At 60.6% G+C, this 17,096-nt stretch carries 13 protein-coding genes; 5 read left to right on the top strand and 8 right to left on the bottom strand.

The annotated features are described in order from the left end of the window. Positions 1-44 precede the first annotated feature (44 nt). Together waaC and RW095_RS39100 are read right to left on the bottom strand one after the other, a co-directional pair. Positions 45-1,046 (bottom strand): lipopolysaccharide heptosyltransferase I, encoded by a 1,002-nt coding sequence (gene waaC, locus RW095_RS39105; protein ID WP_317020958.1) that lies wholly within the window; start codon positions 1,044-1,046, stop codon positions 45-47. Positions 1,047-1,294: 248 nt separating this feature from the next. After that, the gene (locus tag RW095_RS39100) at positions 1,295-2,689 is read right to left on the bottom strand and encodes a phosphomannomutase/phosphoglucomutase (RefSeq protein WP_128585066.1); all 1,395 of its coding nucleotides are present in this window, start codon (positions 2,687-2,689) and stop codon (positions 1,295-1,297) included. 260 nt (positions 2,690-2,949) lie between these two features. Here RW095_RS39100 and RW095_RS39095 point away from each other — a divergent pair, with 260 nt between their 5' ends. The 4 genes from RW095_RS39095 to galE are packed head-to-tail and all read left to right on the top strand — an operon-like array spanning position 2,950 to position 7,279. After that, a complete protein-coding gene (locus tag RW095_RS39095; protein ID WP_317022836.1) occupies positions 2,950-4,212 on the top strand; it encodes an oligosaccharide flippase family protein in 1,263 nt (420 codons plus the stop codon). Next, positions 4,209-5,042 carry a glycosyltransferase gene (locus RW095_RS39090; protein WP_317020957.1) on the top strand — a complete coding sequence of 278 codons (834 nt, stop codon included), beginning with the start codon at positions 4,209-4,211 and terminating at the stop codon, positions 5,040-5,042. The genes RW095_RS39095 and RW095_RS39090 overlap by 4 nt, the downstream gene beginning before the upstream one ends. A 53-nt stretch (positions 5,043-5,095) precedes the next feature. Next, positions 5,096-6,244, top strand: coding sequence for a glycosyltransferase family 4 protein (locus tag RW095_RS39085; protein ID WP_317020956.1), 1,149 nt, complete (start codon positions 5,096-5,098; stop codon positions 6,242-6,244). Positions 6,245-6,256: 12 nt separating this feature from the next. Continuing rightward, entirely contained in the window at positions 6,257-7,279 is a 1,023-nt protein-coding gene (galE, locus tag RW095_RS39080; RefSeq protein ID WP_317020955.1) for a UDP-glucose 4-epimerase GalE, read from the top strand. A 907-nt stretch (positions 7,280-8,186) separates the two neighbouring features. On the opposite strand, the gene RW095_RS39075 is transcribed toward galE, so the two are convergent. The 4 genes from RW095_RS39075 to RW095_RS39060 all read right to left on the bottom strand — a co-directional run bounded on the left by RW095_RS39075 (position 8,187) and on the right by RW095_RS39060 (position 13,586). Then, on the bottom strand, positions 8,187-9,863 hold the full coding sequence (locus RW095_RS39075; protein ID WP_317020954.1) for a hypothetical protein: 1,677 nt from the start codon (positions 9,861-9,863) through the stop codon (positions 8,187-8,189). A gap of 20 nt (positions 9,864-9,883) precedes the next feature. Beyond that, positions 9,884-10,270 (bottom strand): GtrA family protein, encoded by a 387-nt coding sequence (locus tag RW095_RS39070; RefSeq protein ID WP_317020953.1) that lies wholly within the window; start codon positions 10,268-10,270, stop codon positions 9,884-9,886. After that, positions 10,267-11,205, bottom strand: a complete 939-nt coding sequence (locus RW095_RS39065; protein WP_317020952.1) for a glycosyltransferase family 2 protein — start codon at positions 11,203-11,205, stop codon at positions 10,267-10,269. The genes RW095_RS39070 and RW095_RS39065 overlap by 4 nt, the downstream gene beginning before the upstream one ends. 749 nt (positions 11,206-11,954) lie before the next feature. After that, entirely contained in the window at positions 11,955-13,586 is a 1,632-nt protein-coding gene (locus RW095_RS39060; protein WP_317020951.1) for a methyl-accepting chemotaxis protein, read from the bottom strand. 255 nt (positions 13,587-13,841) lie between these two features. Here RW095_RS39060 and RW095_RS39055 point away from each other — a divergent pair, with 255 nt between their 5' ends. Beyond that, entirely contained in the window at positions 13,842-14,942 is a 1,101-nt protein-coding gene (locus tag RW095_RS39055) for an MraY family glycosyltransferase (protein ID WP_317020950.1), read from the top strand. Between the two features lie 385 nt (positions 14,943-15,327). Here RW095_RS39055 and RW095_RS39050 read toward each other — a convergent pair whose 3' ends face one another. Further along, positions 15,328-15,618, bottom strand: coding sequence for a FitA-like ribbon-helix-helix domain-containing protein (locus tag RW095_RS39050; protein ID WP_042320191.1), 291 nt, complete (start codon positions 15,616-15,618; stop codon positions 15,328-15,330). Positions 15,619-15,862: 244 nt separating this feature from the next. Continuing rightward, entirely contained in the window at positions 15,863-16,804 is a 942-nt protein-coding gene (locus RW095_RS39045) for a hypothetical protein (protein ID WP_169740557.1), read from the bottom strand. Positions 16,805-17,096: the final 292 nt, after the last annotated feature.

Genomic DNA, 17,096 nt, shown 5'->3' with positions numbered 1-17,096 from the left:
CCCTTGAAAACGGATGATGCGTGAGGCGAAGCGCACCGGACGAATCACAACAGTCCGAAGCCGGCAAGCGCGGACTTCACCTGTTGCAGCGTGGGCGGTTGCCCTGCCGTGCCGAGATTGACGACGTTCGGCGACCAGTAGCCGCCGGTGCGCCACGCGGTCGCGAAATTGTACAACTCGACCGTGGGCCGCTTAAGCGCCGCCGCAATGTGAACTAGACCTGTGTCAACGCCGACTGTCGCGGCCGCGCCTTCAAGCAGGCCGACCACCGCGGGCAACGACAGCTTGGGCGGCACGATGGCCGCCGCGCCGAACTCTTTCGCAAGACGCTCGCTCGTCGCGCGCTCGGCCTCGCTGCCCCACGGCAAGACGATCGACGCGCCGCGCCGCACGAGCGACTGCCCCAACTCGATCCACGCGGTATCGGGCCATTGCTTGTCGGCGCGCGAGGTCGCGTGCACGAACACCACGTAAGGCACAGGAAGATTGAGATTCGCCGCCGACAACGCCAACGCGGCGCGCCGCGTGTCGATGCCAAAATCGATTTCGTCGGTAGGTTGCGGCTGCGGGTCGTTCAGCGCCGCTGCAACCAGCTGCCGCGTGCGCTCCACGACGTGGGTGCGCGGCTCGATCGGGACGCGCTTGTCATAAAAGAAGCGCACCGGCCATTCGAAGCCCGCGCCCTCAGTGCGATTTGCGAGGCCGACGAGCGGTCCGCGCGCCATGCTCGCGACCCACGCGGTCTTGATGAGCCCCTGGCAGTCGATCACCAGATCGTAGTTCTCGGCCGCGAGCGCGCGGCGGAATGCGCCGATCTCGCGCCAGTTGCCGACCGACAGAATGCGCTTGCGCCAGCGCCGCAGCGACACGGGGATCGCGCGCCGCACGCCGGTCACGAGTTCGACGAGCCCCACGAAGCTTTCCTCGACGAGCCAGTCGATCTGCGCCTCGGGATGACGGCGCCGGATATCGGCGATCACCGGCATGTTGTGAACGACGTCGCCCAAAGACGACACCCTCACGATCAATATCTTTTGCACGCTCAAGAGTGGGAAAACCGGTTATCCGGCCCGAAGATGCATTGAAAGAAGCCCAACGAAACCTAAGGCTTCGCGTGAGACTTCCAGCGAGAGATGACAGAACGCAGACGTTATGTCACCAGGACGGCAATTCTAGCGCGACCCGGCTGACTGGCATGAAAAAACGCGGCGCGGTAAGTGAAACCCGCGCCGCGTTCTGGCCCATGGCCGCGGTTCGCCAAGAACTTGAGCGAACCGCCCCGCCGTTCGAACGTTTAGAACGGCAGCTTTGCGTCGGCTTTCTCCGCGAGAATCACGCGGCGGAAGTCTTCCTGAATGCGCTTAAGTGCCGCGTCGTTATCGGCTTCAAAACGCATGACCACGACCGGCGTGGTGTTCGACGAACGCGCGAGGCCAAAGCCGTCCGGGTACTCGACGCGCAGGCCGTCGATCTTCACGACCTCGTCGGCGCCGGTGAATTGCGCGTTCTGCTGCAAGCGTGCAATGAGTTCGAAGTTCTCGCCTTCCTCGAGTTTCAGTTGCAGTTCGGGCGTGGAGTTCGAGTTGGGCAGCGAGTTGAGCAGCTTGCTCGGGTCTTCCACACGCGTGAGGATTTCCAGCAGACGCGCGCCGGTGTACAGGCCGTCGTCGAAACCGTACCAGCGGTCCTTGAAGAACACATGGCCGCTCATCTCGCCCGCCAGCGGCGCGCCGGTTTCGCGCAGCTTCGCCTTCACGAGCGAGTGGCCGGTCTTCCACATGAGCGGCTCGCCGCCCTTGTCCTTCACCCACTTCGCGAGATTGCGGGTGCACTTCACGTCGTAAATGATCTGCGCGCCCTTGTTGCGCGACAGCACTTCTTCGGCGAACAGCATCAGTTGGCGGTCCGGATAAATGATCTGGCCGTCTTTGGTGACGACGCCGAGGCGGTCGCCGTCGCCGTCGAAGGCAAAGCCGATTTCCGCGTCCGTTTCCTTCAGCGCGCGAATCACGTCCTGAAGGTTTTCCGGATGCGCCGGGTCCGGGTGATGGTTCGGGAAATTGCCGTCGATTTCCGTAAAGAGTTCCACGAGTTCGCAACCGAGCTTCTTGAAGAGCTTCGGCGCGAGGCCGCCGGCGACGCCATTGCCGGTGTCGACCACGATCTTGATCGGGCGCGAGAGCTTGACGTCGCTCGTAATGCGCTCGAGGTACGCATCGGCAATGTCGTACTCGGCGTAAGTGCCGCTGCCTTCGGAGAAGTTTTCGTCGACGATGCGTTGATGCAGCGCGAGAATCTGCTCGCCATAAATCGCGGAGCCGCGCAGCACCATCTTGAAGCCGTTGTAGTCCGGCGGATTGTGACTACCGGTCACGACGATGCACGAATCGACGCGCCGTTCGCCGCCCTCGAGTTGCAACGGCACGCTCGCCGCAAAGTAGCCGACCGGGGTAGGCACCATGCCGACATTGACCACGTCGACGCCGGCCGCACGCAGCCCGTCGGACAATGCCTGGATCAATTCAGGACCCGACAGGCGACCGTCACGTGCGACCACCACGGCGTCGCCGCCTTGTGCACGCACTTCGCTGCCGAACGCACGGCCGATCGAACGCGCTGCATCGGCATCGAGCGTCTTGCCGATTACGCCGCGAATGTCATATGCCTTGAAGATAGATTTGGAGATCATGTTGGCTCACTTGCGTGCAATGGAAAATTTTGACCGGCGCAGTCATGCTTAATCGGTAAATCATAGCGACTGCACATGATGCTGCGCCCTTGCCGGAAGCAATCCGGTTCCAACTTATAATTGCGCTTTTCGGACCAGCCTTGTAACACCATTCTAATGCTTAGACGCCCTCCATTTGTAAAGTTGCCAAGGCCGCCCATGCCTCGACGGCCGGCCAGGTGGGCAGACTCGCGCCAAACGCATTGGCGGGCACTTACCGGATGCTGACGCTCAAGCGCTTCGCCAATCCCGACGTCACGCGCGCCTTCACCAATATTGTCTGGCTCGGTCTCGAACGGCTCACGCAGATCGGCGTGGCCATTGCGATTAGCGGCATGCTCGCCCGTTACTTCGGGCCGGACACATTCGGCAAATGGCAATACGCCAATACGCTGCTGCTGGTGCTTTCGCCTATCACCTGGGTATGCGGCGCGGAGATTCTCGTGCCCACCATTGTCGAGCGGCCGCCCGCGCAGCTCGGCACCGTGCTCGGCAGCGCATTCGTGCTGCGCTTTTCGGTGTCGGTCGCAGCATTGCTGCTGACGTGGCTCGGCATTGCGCTCAATCTGTTCGATCCGCTCGTCGGCGCGATGCTCGCGGGGCTCGCCGTCACGATGCTGTTTCGCGAACCGTTCGTCGGCGTGATCAATGCGTGGCTGCAGAGCATGACGTACAGCAAGCCGCAATTGCTCACGAGCATGAGCACGGCGGTGATCAAGGCGGGCTTCGTCTATCTGCTCGTGCGCGCCGCTGTGCAACCCGCGCGCTTCGGCTGGCTGTGGGCGCTGGAGTCGGCGGCTATAGGCAGTGTACTGGTGGTCTATTACATTCGTCGGCATGGCGGCAAGCTGGGGTTGCATTTCGACCGCTCGCTCTTCAAACACTTCGCGAGCGCGGGCACGGTGTTCTGGCTCGGCCTGATCTGTATGTATCTGTTCCTGAAACTGGATCGGCTCATGTTGGAGCGAGCCATTTCGTTCGCCGATCTCGGGCGCTATTCCGCCGCGCAGCAGTTGAACGAAAACTGGATCACGCTCGCACTGATGCTCGCGCAGACCATCGCGCCCGCGTTCGTCTATCGTGTGCAGCAGGCCGCGCAGTTGCGCCGTAACGTGTGGCGTCTTACCGCGATGACCGCCGCGTTGATGATCGCGGGCGCCGTGGTGCTCGATCTGCTCGCCGGCTTTATCATTCGCCGCGTGTTCGGGCCGGGCTTCGAAGGCGCGATCGATATCTTCCGCTGGGCCGTGTGGCTCTCCGTGCCCGCCGGCATCGAGGCAATCGGCAATCTGGTCGTTCTCAAATATCAGGCGAAATTCGTGTTGCTGTTCAAATGGCTGCTCGCGCTAGCCGTTGCGTTCGTCGTGAACCTGCTGGCGATTCCGCGGCTCGGCGCTTATGGTGCCCTCGTGGGCCTTGCATGCGGTTATCTTGCAGCGGCGTCGGTTAATCTTTATTACATTCGTTTCAAATTGCGCCCATGACGCTTACCGCCGTCGACACGCCGCCGCACTGCCTCGAAGACGTCGCGGTGCTGATGCCCGCCTACAACGGCCAGGCCGACGTCGATCTTACGCTCGCGTCGTTCAATGAAAGTGCGCTGGTGCACGTTCTGATCGTCGATGACGGCAGCACGCCGCCCATCGTCGCGCCAACGCTTGCCAACCTGCAAATCGAAGTGCTGCGCATGCCGCAGAACGGCGGCATCGAGCGTGCGTTGCAAACCGGTATCGACGCGCTTGCACAGCGCGGCTTTCGCTATGCCGCTCGTATAGACGCGGGCGACCGCAGCGTGCCGCAACGGCTTGCGAAGCAGCGCGCGTACATGGAAGCGCATCCGCAAGTGGCCGGGCTTGGCATGTGGACGCAGGTGGTCACGCGCGCGGGCAAGCCGCTTTTCATGCTGACACCGCCCGCCGAACCGGCAGCGATCCGTCGACTGCGGTTCTTCCGCTCATGCCTCGCGCATCCTTCCATGATGCTACGTATCGACGCCGTGCGCGCCGTCGGCAATTACCGCGCGACGTATCCGTCGGCGGAAGACCTGGATCTGTTCGTGCGTCTGATGGAGCGTCACGACTGCGCGAATCTGCCGGAACTGGGCCTCTACTACGAACTGAACGAAGGCGGCATCAGCGCCACCAGGCGCCGCCGCCAGGTCCTCTCGACGCTGCGGCTGCAACTGCGCTACTTCAACGTCGCGAATCCCTATGACTGGTTCGGCCTCGCCAAGAATCTGCTGCATCTCGTGACTCCGTATCGCGCATTGCAGCGGGTCAAACGCAGCCTGCTCGCGCCGCGCGCGAGCCATTGATCCGCATTGTCAGGTTGGTTCGCCCTTTCATTCACCGCCGAGCACGTTCCCGCATGAAGCCAGCCCTCAAGTCGACGCCCGCGTTGCGAATTACACTCGTGTGTAACACCGCCTGGGCAATCTATACGTATCGGCAAGGGCTGATTCGCATGCTGGTGGGACGCGGCGTCGACGTGACGGTGCTCGCGCCGCGCGACCGCACGTTCGACCTGCTCACGGCAATGGGCTGCCGCTGCATCGAATTGCCGGTCGCCTCCAAAGGCACCAATCCGCGCGACGACCTGCGCACGTTGTACTCGCTGTACCGGCGCTACCGCGCGATCCGCCCGCACGTGGTGTTTCATTACACGATCAAGCCGAATATCTACGGCTCGATTGCCGCGAAGCTGGCGGGCGTGCAGTCGGTGGCGGTGACGACGGGCCTCGGTTATGTGTTCATCCAGCGAAGCCGCGCCGCTCAGGTGGCCAAAAAGCTGTATCGTTTCGCGTTCCGTTTCCCACGCGAAATATGGTTTTTGAATCGCGACGATCAGACAGCGTTTGTCGAACAGAATTTGTTAGTGCATCCTGAACGCGCCCGGCTGTTACACGGTGAAGGCGTCGATCTCGAACAGTTCGGTTTTACGCCTCTGCCCGAGCGCGCGGAATTCAAGTTCGTTGTGATTGGCCGTTTGCTGTGGGACAAGGGCGTCGGCGAATACGTGGAAGCTGCGCGGCAGCTTCGCCAACGTTATCCGCAAGCGCGTTTTCAACTGCTCGGTCCAGTCGGCGTCGACAACCCGAGCGCGATCACACGCGACGAAGTGGCGGCCTGGGAACGGGAAGGCATCATCGACTATCTCGGCGAGGCGCATGACGTGCGGCCTTTTATCGCCGATGCGGATTGCGTCGTCTTGCCGTCGTATCGCGAAGGCGTGCCGCGCACGCTGATGGAAGCGTCGGCGATGGGCCGGCCGATTGTCACGACCGACGTGCCGGGCTGCCGCGAAGTGGTGGCGCACGGGGTCAATGGATTGCTTTGCGAAGCGCGCAGCGCGGAGAGCCTCGCCGCGGCGCTCGCCAGAATGATCGATATGAGCGGCGCCGAGCGCCGCGCCATGGCAGAACGCGGCCGGCAGAAAGTCGCGCAGGAGTTCGACGAACGCGTCGTCGTCGAAACGTATAAGGACCTGGTGCAAAAAATGACAGGCGTTTTACTTTAACGGAGCAACAGCATGACCACGAAGGGCACGATTCTGGTAACGGGCGGCGCGGGCTTCATCGGTTCGCACACCTGCGTCGAACTGCTGAACGGTGGCTACGACGTCGTGGTGATCGACAATCTCGTGAACAGCAACCGCGAGTCGCTGCGGCGCGTGGAGCGAATCGCAGGCCGCGCCGTCGCGTTCTACGAAGCGGACGCGCGCGACGAGGCGGCGCTCAACCGTGTTTTCGACGCGCACCCGATTACCGGCGCAATCCACTTTGCCGCGCTGAAAGCGGTGGGCGAGTCGGTTGCGAAGCCGATCGAGTACTACAGCAACAACGTGGGCAGCCTGCTCGCGCTGCTCGGGGTGATGCGCGATCGCAACGTGAAGCAGTTCGTGTTCAGTTCGTCGGCGACGGTGTACGGCGTGCCGAAAAGCTCGCCCATCGACGAATCGTTTCCGCTGTCGGCCACGAACCCGTATGGTCAGTCGAAGCTGATTGCCGAACAGGTGTTGCGCGATCTCGAAGTGGCCGATCCCTCGTGGCGCATTGCCACGCTGCGCTATTTCAATCCGGTCGGCGCGCATGAGAGCGGGCTGATCGGCGAAGATCCGGCGGGCGTTCCGAACAACCTGATGCCGTACGTCGCGCAGGTCGCGGTCGGCAAGCTCGACAAGCTGCGCGTGTTCGGCGGCGACTATGAGACGCCGGACGGCACCGGCGTGCGTGACTATATTCACGTGGTGGATCTCGCGCGCGGGCATCTGGCCGCGCTCGATGCGCTCGTCAAACGCGACGCGAGCTTCGTTGTCAATCTCGGGACAGGCCAGGGCTACAGCGTGATCGACGTCGTGAAGGCGTTCGAAAAGGCGTCGGGGCGGCCCGTGCCGTATGAGATCGTGGCGCGCCGTCCGGGCGATGTGGCGTCATGCTTTGCCGATCCGCGCGCAGCATTGGAACTGCTCGGCTGGCGCGCGGAGTTCGGCATCGAAAGAATGTGTGCGGATCACTGGCGGTGGCAGTCGGCGAATCCGGACGGCTTTAACTGATCCGGTGGCAAGAAGGTTGCGGGCATGCGGTGAAACACGGCATGTCCGCCTCTTTCCACTTCACGTCCCGCTTTCCGGCTTCGCCGCTCTCCATTCTGGGTCCTTCCCGGCCCCCCGGTCCTGCGCCAGCGCGACTTCCTTCCCTACTCCTCCCCAAATGCGCCGCCACGCGCTCGTTAAGCCGCTATCCGATGAACTGTAGACCAGAGTCGCCCGGGCCGACTGCCTGATCATTTTTGGGACGCCGTATGTTCTGATCTGAGCGACCACCTTTTCGAATTCTGTAGTGCGCGAGGCAGTTGCTAATCCGAAACGATGCGACTATCGCTGGTGTCTAGCGGTTCGCGCTAACGGCCAGAATAGACCACTTGGATAAAGTCCCTATGAGCCGGACATTGATTCCAGCACGCCTTGTCATCGCCGGCGTTGGTACGGACGCGTCAAGGTTAGACCAGTGGTACGGTGTGTCTCGCGTAGGAAGGGACTGTCTGCCGACTGAAGCTCATACTGGATGCGTCCTTGCTAGACTGCGCATCTGCATCAAAGTTGAGGCAAATCAGGCAGCAGAGTATCAGCAATCTCAACAAAAGACGCCGACCGTTCGAACTTTGCCGAACCGGCTCCAACGACGAGCCGACAAGGCGCTTCGCCGTTGATGCTGTCGCATAAGGCAGCAGTCGGACCCTCGACAGCCGCATACCGCGGTGCGATGTTGACGACAACTCGGGAAGGGCTTTGGGGGCCTAGCGCTAGAGACATCGGCCGCACTCCGTCGCCTTGCTTGCCCGATTGTCGGGGATTGCCCGCCGTCGCGTTCGATTTGAACGTCCGACGCGCAGGCGCCAGAGGCTGACCTCGCCTCACCGCTTAGGCGATCGACAGCGTCGCTCAGCTTCCACCTCATCGACTATCTCATGCTGGTGACGCGGCACCACTGATAGGGATATGTGCCCCCGCCGATGTGGGCTTTATAGAGTGTGCAGGAGCCGGCGTCGAGCACAAAGTCATAGCTCGCGAGGACAGCTTGCGAATCAACGACCTGAGCTGAGTTCTTGGGCTGGTCGTACTCGCCATGCGTCCAGTATCCGGGAATCAGAGCATACAGTGGCCCTCCCCTTGCACGAGCCATGGCGTGGACCTTATTGTCGTAAGCCGGCCTTGCCTGCGGAAATGCTGACACGACAGCGGCGAACGCAACGTTCTCGGGGAAGAGCGCGACCATCCAGCCGAGTGGCGGATCGCCTGAGGTCAACAATACTGTCGTGCTCTCCGGCGTTGGAAGCGGCGGCAGGTCGATCGAGAATGTCTTCTTGCTCCATGCGTCGTGGCCCCACGAACGCGCACCGCCAATCAACACGATGAGCGAACATATAACGAGCACCGTTCTCGAGACGCCTATCGCCCTGCGGTACGTAAGCATCTGGCCTATTAACATATGGACGACGAGCGGCAAGCACAGTTCGATTCCAACGAGATACCGCTGAATGCTAAACAGCTTCATCCATACCAGATATCCGATCGCGACGTACGCGACCACGTACCGACCCCGGCCTGGCAATTGCGGCGCGGCGACGCCCTTCGCTTTTCGAACCACCACGGTCAGGGCCCAGCACCAGAAACACGCGTATGCTACGGCCCATATCGCCTGATGCAGGCGCGCTTGTCCGACCCGGTAGGGATTGAGCGAGAAAATGAAAGGAAAGACGATCGCTTCGAGGAAGCTCTTTGGAAGCCAGCCAGTGTCTACGACTGACACCGGCGAGGTCAGCGCACTAGGGAAAACAGAACTGAACTGCGGATACAACGGGTTGCCGTACCGGTGCCAAAGCTCGGCGAACCAGAAACCGCCAGTTGTTGCAAGGCCAGCCAGCACGCCGACGCCGAACACGAATGCCGCGCGCAGGCGCGCGGGTATCGACACTGGCGCGAACAGCAGGCCGCCGCATAGCGCAACAGAAAAGACAGCTGTCGTCAGTTTGAGTCCGGCACCCGCCCCGGACACGAAACCGGCGAGAAGCAGCGTCGCGATCACGGGTACGCGGAACTGCCCCAGTCGCGGCCAGAGGTGTAGCACGATGAGCAAAGCGCCGAGACTTGCGAGCGACGTCGTGTTATCACCCATCGTGTTACCGATCGCTGATAAAAAGTTAGCGGTGACGCAGCCCGCGAGTGCAAGCCAGAATGCCGTTCGATAACGGGTCGCCTCGGGAACATTACTTAGCGTCACGCGGCAGATAGCGAGCAGCAGGGGGAAATTCAGCCCGTGAACGACGCCCATCACGAACCCGACGACCATCGCGGGCAGATGCATCGCCATGAAGTAAAACGGAACATCCAACAGCGGATTGAAATAGCTTTGCATCCCGGCGGGAGCAAGATCGGTCGATAACTTTCCGTGAACGAATGCAAAGGCGTTGTAGAGGTGATAGTTGCGCAGGTCCCAGTTCGAATCAGCGCCCTTACTAAGTGAGTACAGTCCAAAGATGATCGGAACGATCCAACACGCATGCATCACCGCGCGAGGGCTGTTGATACTGAGGCCTCGAAGCCAATGGATTCGGTTGTGCACGGTCGTGGTATTCATTTGGGTGCGTTAGGTATGGCCTAATTTCGGAAGGCCCAGAATTTGGCTGCGAAGAAATTGACGAACATCCCTGCGAGCGATCCGCAGGCGACCCCGATCAGCGGCAGCCATGAACTACGCGGCCCGCCTATGATGATGAGCGAATACACCGCGTAATTGATGCTTGCGCCGCTCAACATGGACAGCAAGTAGCGCCACCATTCCGCCCACGCGGAACGCCGCCCCCGATCACGGAAGGTGTATTGCCGATTGATCCGCCAGGTAACCCACACGGCGATCAGAAACGATATTACCCGGCCGAAGAACGGACCGGATCGGCACGCAAGCGCGAAGTACAGGACACCAGCATCCGCCGCGAATCCGATGGCGCCTGCAATGGCGAATCGGATGACCTGCGAATTCATCATGCCCGACGGGGACCAGGGATCGCCAGGTAGGCGAGGCGCTTCGATTCCGCTCGTCCGTGGGTGACGGTGTCGAGGACGATACCGCATACCAGCAGGATTGCGCCGAACAGCATCAGGGCGACGCACATCAGTGCTGTCGGCAAGCGTGGTACGAGACCTGTGCGGATGAACGTGTCGAACAACGGTATGGCGAGCAGTATCGAAATGAGGGCGCACAAACCGGATCCGAGCGAGAAAAACGCCAATGGCTTCTCTGTCTTGAAGAGCCTGGCGATCGTCATGAGGATCCGGAAGCCGTCGCGGTAAGTGTTGAGCTTGCTGGCTGACCCTTCGGGGCGGGATTTGTATACCGTAGCCGTCTCCGTTACGGGCATGCGCAGCTCGAGCGCATGGACGGTCAGTTCCGTTTCTGTCTCGAAGCCCGATGCGTGAGCAGGAAACGACTTCACATAGCGACGCGAGAAGACCCGGAACCCCGAGAGCATGTCTGTGAAAGTCCTGCCAAAGATGGACGATACACAGCGTGTCAGGAGGACGTTCCCAAAACGATGCCCGAATCGATAGGCAGCGTGCTCTTCGGAAAGCCGAGTGCCAACGACCATATCGAGGCCTTCCGCGAGAAGGGCGTCGATCATCGCCGGCGTTGCATTCGCATCATAGGTGTCGTCACCGTCGACGAGCACATAGATGTCTGCCTCGACGTCGGCGAACATTCGCCGGATGACGTTTCCTTTGCCGCGCGGCGCCACCGATCGGACATGAGCGCCAGCATTCTTCGCCACCTCAACCGTTGCGTCGGTGGAGTTGTTGTCGAACACGTGTACTTCACATCCGGACACAACAGCTTTGAAATCCCGCACTACGGCGGCGATCGTTGCGGCTTCGTTAAGGCAAGGGATGAGAATGGCAATGCGATGTGCAGTCTGTGCGGACATTCTGTGATGGAGAAGTGCTCGGGTTACGGCCCGCGACCACGCGTTCCGCAGCGGCATAGGCGGTCGCGGATGACGCGGATTGAGCGGATGACTCGCCAAGTAAGTGGTCTATTTTAATCGAGTTTCGCTGAGCGCAACGAAATTGAACCGTGACGAATTGAGCCACGAGCAGGCTTTACTCATGGTGCCCAGCATGGCGAGCGTGGATCGCATTCCAGTAAGGAAACGAAGGTTCTATCTTCCAGAGCGAGAGAGCGTCCTGCGATACTTCCGGTCGCTCTTATAGGTCGTGCATCGTCTGCCCGAGCGCCGGGTTAGTGGTGGCCGATCGACCTGGTCGCGTAAATCGCCGACGAGCAGCCCGTCTCGACTGGTCGCGCGTCCAATCGTCCAAAATGCATGCTCGCATAAGCGAACGGTTTTGGCGGGCGTCATCCGACATGGAACACGCTCATCGCATCGGCTACATGCTGGAGCCAGCCTACAGGATTCTCATCGGTCGACTCGGCCCGCCGGCCCCACACTTTCAGGAGAGTCGTTCTGCATGTTTGGCCTTTTTCTTCGACGCTTGAGGTCCTAGCCGCTCTATTGCTTCCTGCATCGGACGCACGGGAGTCGCAGAATCGTTCGCAATTCGGCGGGACGGCGAGTCCGGCCTCTTGTATTCGACAAGTGCAGCGTTGCTGCACGAAGTCCCCGATCTCTGTAACTTTCTCCGTTTGTTACAGTCGGCCATGCGCTATGGAACCTTAAACGGTCTCCCGTAGCAGCGCACGACTGGTGATGCCGAAATCGACGTTCGCCCGGACACGAGCACCTGTTCCCGACGGACTTTCTCCAACCTGAAACACCGCAACCGCATCCCGCAAAACAGCCGCCTGTTCTTCCAGCGATTTGGCCGCCGCAGCCGCTTCCTCGACGAGTGCGGCATTGTGCTGCGTGACTTCGTCGATCTGCGAGACGGCCTTGTTGACCTGCTCGATGCCGTCGCTTTGCTCCAGCGCGGCGGCCTCGATTTCTCCCATGATGCTGGTCACCCGCTCGACCGACTGCATCGCCTCGTTCATCGTGCGGCTTGCCTCGGCCACGAGTGACGCGCCCTGCTCGACCTGAGCCGCCGAATCGCCGATCAGTTCCTTGATCTCCTTCGCCGCCGCGCCCGAGCGCTGCGCGAGACTGCGCACTTCCGACGCCACGACCGCGAAGCCGCGCCCCTGCTCGCCGGCACGCGCCGCTTCCACGGCCGCGTTCAACGCGAGAATGTTGGTCTGAAACGCAATGCCCTCGATCATGCCGATGATCTCCGTCACCTTGCGCGACGACTCGCTGATGCCGTCCATCGTCTCCGTGACACGCGACACCACTTTGCCGCCACGCGTGACCGTGTCGAGCGCGCCATGCGCGAGCCGGTTCGCCTGCTTCGCGTTGTCCGCGTTCTGCTTCACGGTCGCCGACAACTGCTCCATGCTCGCTGCCGTCTGCTGAAGCGCCGCGGCTTGCTGCTCCGTGCGGGCGGACAGATCCGCGTTGCCCGAGGCAATTTCATTCGCGCCCTGCGTAATGGCCGTCGTGCTGCCGCGCACTTGCGACACAGTGTCGACGAGGCCGTCGCGCATCTTCGTCAGCGCGCTCAGCAACTGGCCCATTTCATTGCGCGACTGGCTTTTGGTCGCCACCGTCAGATCGCCTGCGGCCATCCGCTCGAAGTGCTTGACGGTGGCATTGACCGGCTTGATGAGCGCGGTCGACAACGCGACGCGCGCCCCCACGCCGATCACGATAGCGAGCGCGCCGATTGCGGCGAACAGCAGCGTCGCTATCTGGAAGCGTTGCGCGGCGGTCGCGGCCTGGCGGTGCTGGTTCTCGGTCTGCGCATGTTCGAGCGCGTCGATTGCTTTGGAATACGCGGTGTAGAACCCATTCGCCGTCTCGCCCTGAATGTTGCGGAACGTATTGAAGTCGAAGTCGGTGAGCGCTTTGAACTCCGGCTCGATTGCCTTATCGACCAGTGCGTTGCGAGCCTGCTCGACGTTCTGCGCGAGCTTCTGCTCCGCGTCGCTCGAAAACGGTCCCGCCATGTAATTGCGAAAGTCCTTGTTCGATTCGACCAGCACCTTGTGCGCGGCCGGCAGCAGGTCGTCGGTTTGCTTGCCGACGCTAAAGAGCGTTTGATAAGAGCCCAGCGCAAGTTGCACTTGCAGCAGCTTCTCCGAGCTCGCCTTCAGATGCGAGAGCGCCGCCGCGCCGCGCTGCGTGTCGTCGAGGCTATTGTTGGCAAGCTTCAGTGCGCCATATCCAACGCCGATTACGGTCAGCAGAAAGGCAACGAATACGCTGATCACCAGCGTCAGGCCGCCACGAATTGTGATGTTATTTAGCATTGGGTCTCCGGAACCGTCGTCTTGTCGATCCGCGGCGAGTGTTCTATCCCCCCGCATTGCGCACACGTCGCCGCATCCAGGTTAACGACGCGGCGCGACCCTCGCTACATAGGTGAAATCCATGACTGGCGCGGGTTTGCGCGCGATTTGCGCCTCACTATCTGGGATTCATTGCGGCTCTCCCGAGCCCGGCGCTTTTCGGGGCGTCTCGCGTTTCGTTTGTATAATTCGGCGTCTTCGCTCAGGCCCACTTTCATGCTTAGTTTTGCGCTCGGCTTTATCGTTTCACTGCTGATCACGCTGTTGATCGTGCGCTATGCGCATCTGCATGAAAAATTTTCGACCGACACCGATCTGGCCGGCGTACAGAAATTCCATGTGCGCCCGGTGCCGCGCATCGGCGGAACCGGAATTCTCGTCGGGCTGATCGTCTCGGCCGTACAACTGCGCTATGCCTATCCTGCAGTGTCGGGCGGCATTCTTGGATTGATCGCGTGCGGCATGCCCGCCTTCGGCTCGGGTCTCGTCGAGGATCTGACCAAACGCGTGTCGCCGCTCGCGCGCCTCGTCTGCACGATGGCGGCGGCTGCGCTTGCCTATTTTCTGCTGGACATCGCGGTCACGCGCATCAGCGTGCCGCCGCTCGACTTTTTGCTCTCGTATGCGGTGATCTCGTGCGCGGTCACGGTGCTCGCGGTAGCGGCGCTTGCGAACGCGATCAATATCATCGACGGCTTCAACGGCCTTGCGTCGATGGTGGCGTTCATGATGTTCGCGTCGCTCGCTTATGTGGCCTTTCAGGTGCACGACCCGATCGTGCTGTCGGCGTCGTTCATGATGATGGGCGCGGTGCTCGGCTTCTTCATCTGGAACTTCCCGGCGGGGCTGATTTTTCTCGGCGACGGCGGCGCCTATTTCATCGGCTTCATGCTTGCCGAACTGTCGATCATGCTGGTGATGCGCAATCGCGATGTGTCCGCGTGGTATCCAGTGCTGCTCTTCATGTATCCGATCTTCGAGACGTGTTTCTCGATCTACAGGAAAAAATTCATTCGCGGAATGTCGCCGGGCATTCCCGATGGCGTGCATCTGCACATGCTGGTCTATAAGCGGCTGATGCGTTGGGCAGTCGGCACGCGCACCGCGCGCGAGTTGACGCGGCGCAACTCGCTGACGTCGCCTTACTTGTGGTTGTTATGCCTGATTGCGGTCGTGCCGGCCACGTTGTTCTGGCGACATACGCTGCATCTTTTCTGCTTTGTGGTGCTGTTCGCGGCGACTTATGTGTGGCTCTATGTGAGCATCGTGCGCTTCAAGTCGCCCCGGTGGATGGTGGTGAGGAAAGGGAAGCGGTGAGCCGGGTCCAGCCCCGTCACATCGGTGGTACAGCCGGGGTACGTTCGGGCGCGCTCCTACCCCGGTCAATCCCCGAAGCTGAAGTTCGGCGCGTTTTCTCCTTATAACGGGTTGAAAGTCAGACAAACAACCGTGGGTGTTTGAACACAAAAAGGAAGTTGGCGCAACAACTTCCTAACCATCATCGTCAGAGCCAAAAGTCGTGGCTTTAAGGAGAACGGAAGCGTCCAACGCATTTCGCTAACCCTCGTACTAAACAGTCAACAAAAACAGTGATCCTGTGACGCTGGACCGGTAACGCATTCCTACGCCTGCCCGCAGTCATCAATCGTCGGCAACGGGATGTACCGGTCGATGTCATCCTGCACCGCCTTCCGAAAGAGAGTCAGTCGCGCCCTTGTCCGCGCGGTCCCGCTTGCGAACCGCCCTGGTGACCTTGCTCTCGCCCGGATACACTCCCGCCGTCCCAACCTTGAATACGCGCGAAATCAGCTTCCACACCGACGTTCGGGATGCTCATCAACGCTTCGGCGAATGTCTTGCGCTGAGACGCGCTCAATGCTTTTGCCAAGATCTCGCGGTGCTCGGCTTCTGCGCTGCGCCCACGCGCTGCGGCTCGCTGCCTCAAGCTCTGGACAAGTTGATCGTCTACATTTCTCAACAGCAGATTCGCCATGAATCACCCCACACTTCGTCGGTCTTCGCAATAAGATCTTGCGTGTGAAGTCCACGCAGTGATAGCAGGGCCGGCCGGCGCGCGATCAATTGCACTCCGACTGCGCGAGTGCCAGTCGAGCGGCTGCGCTTGAGCGACCAGCAGTCTACGCTTCGTCCTTGTCAAGATGACGCCGCTCACGATCATCGCTAGCATCTAGCTTATACGTCAATGATAAGGCAAAGCCATGCACCACTTACTGAGCTCACACACGACCTAGGGAAGATGCATTCTTGAACTGCTGAGATGCGAATAGCATTCGAGCAAGGTCGTTACCTTCAGCACTTTCTGTCAGCCTCTTTAGCACCTGCTGCATTGCCTGCTCGAACTGACGGCGATACATGTACAGAAAGCTTGCGTGGTTGCACTCGATGATAAGTCGGTTTCTGCCACGGCCCTTCCTGATACGAATACGACTAAGGTCAGCTGGTTGCACGTTCGCGCCGACAAGCGCGCGAATTAGATGGTCGCTTGAAGCTTCTCGCATGTGCGAGGTAAGGCGCGTCAGGCGCTGCACGAGCATTTCCCGCCCCCACTGCTTTTCAAGCGCCAGAAACTTGCGGCCGCTGGTGAAACTGACCTCAATTAGGCCCGGAGCGCAAGGCATCTTAAGCATGAGCGCTTCGATGCAAACTGCGTCGCGAACGATTTTTCGAGAAATCTTTAGCTCCCGGGCGCAGCCACTGTAATTGGTCCATCTACCTTCGAGGACGCCGATATGATACCGATCCGAAAGATTTCGCGGCGACGCGGGCGCGCCCTCCGGAACGGCGTTCTTGGCGGTTTTCTTTCCCCTGAGAGCGCGCGTAGTCGCAGCCAGATTTCCTTTCAACGTCGCCAGGGCCACCCTTGTCGAGAACTTGTTGCCAGCGGTCAGATGTGGCTTGGCCCGCTGCGTCACGGCTTCTAGACCATCCTTTGCGATGGTTTCGCTAATCACCCGCACTGCATACGGCGTTATCGCACCGGGAGACTCAAACAGATCTACGATTTCTGCCGGCAGTGCGTCAAGCCGAAGTGCTAACGACAGCTCCGCCGCGCTGATTCCGAGCGCCTCAAGGGCGCCTTTCTGCGTGGTCCACTCACCTCGAGCAAGCCCGTCCTTGTACAGGTGCACAATCAGAAAGCACTTGCGGACTGCTTTCATTATCCGGATCAACTCATTGTCATGCGGCATAACATCTGTCTCGAATGAATAGTGTCGCGAGCCTGATCGTCTGCGAGCCTATACGATACGCGGGTTCGGCGGAATCGGGGGGCCTTCTGTGAACGTAACAGCTTCATAGACAACCACCCGTGCGCGCTCCAGGCAGCTCGCCGCGCGAACGACCGAGAACCCGCCCGCGGGCGATCCCAAGGAGGACGTTCGATAGAGCCGCAAGTGTCAGATCCTTCTCGCGTCGTTGTCTCATCTTCCAAGAAATAGCCTCTTTCGCCGG

Origin of the sequence: Paraburkholderia kirstenboschensis (genome assembly GCF_032806925.1) — a bacterium.
Taxonomy (GTDB): Bacteria; Pseudomonadota; Gammaproteobacteria; order Burkholderiales; family Burkholderiaceae; genus Paraburkholderia; species Paraburkholderia kirstenboschensis.
Note: the sequence above shows the minus strand (reverse complement) of the source record. Positions and strands in the feature narration are given on the sequence as shown.

What these genes read in the sequence shown, in the direction of transcription:
- RW095_RS39100 (WP_128585066.1), bottom strand. Translation starts at nt 2,689, where the DNA reads ATGATCTCCAAATCTATCTTCAAGGCATATGACATTCGCGGCGTAATC.
- RW095_RS39050 (WP_042320191.1), bottom strand. Translation starts at nt 15,618, where the DNA reads ATGGCGAATCTGCTGTTGAGAAATGTAGACGATCAACTTGTCCAGAGC.
- galE (WP_317020955.1), top strand. Translation starts at nt 6,257, where the DNA reads ATGACCACGAAGGGCACGATTCTGGTAACGGGCGGCGCGGGCTTCATC.
- RW095_RS39060 (WP_317020951.1), bottom strand. Translation starts at nt 13,586, where the DNA reads ATGCTAAATAACATCACAATTCGTGGCGGCCTGACGCTGGTGATCAGC.
- RW095_RS39075 (WP_317020954.1), bottom strand. Translation starts at nt 9,863, where the DNA reads ATGAATACCACGACCGTGCACAACCGAATCCATTGGCTTCGAGGCCTC.
- RW095_RS39055 (WP_317020950.1), top strand. Translation starts at nt 13,842, where the DNA reads ATGCTTAGTTTTGCGCTCGGCTTTATCGTTTCACTGCTGATCACGCTG.
- RW095_RS39045 (WP_169740557.1), bottom strand. Translation starts at nt 16,804, where the DNA reads ATGAAAGCAGTCCGCAAGTGCTTTCTGATTGTGCACCTGTACAAGGAC.
- RW095_RS39090 (WP_317020957.1), top strand. Translation starts at nt 4,209, where the DNA reads ATGACGCTTACCGCCGTCGACACGCCGCCGCACTGCCTCGAAGACGTC.
- RW095_RS39065 (WP_317020952.1), bottom strand. Translation starts at nt 11,205, where the DNA reads ATGTCCGCACAGACTGCACATCGCATTGCCATTCTCATCCCTTGCCTT.
- RW095_RS39085 (WP_317020956.1), top strand. Translation starts at nt 5,096, where the DNA reads ATGAAGCCAGCCCTCAAGTCGACGCCCGCGTTGCGAATTACACTCGTG.
- RW095_RS39095 (WP_317022836.1), top strand. Translation starts at nt 2,950, where the DNA reads ATGCTGACGCTCAAGCGCTTCGCCAATCCCGACGTCACGCGCGCCTTC.
- RW095_RS39070 (WP_317020953.1), bottom strand. Translation starts at nt 10,270, where the DNA reads ATGATGAATTCGCAGGTCATCCGATTCGCCATTGCAGGCGCCATCGGA.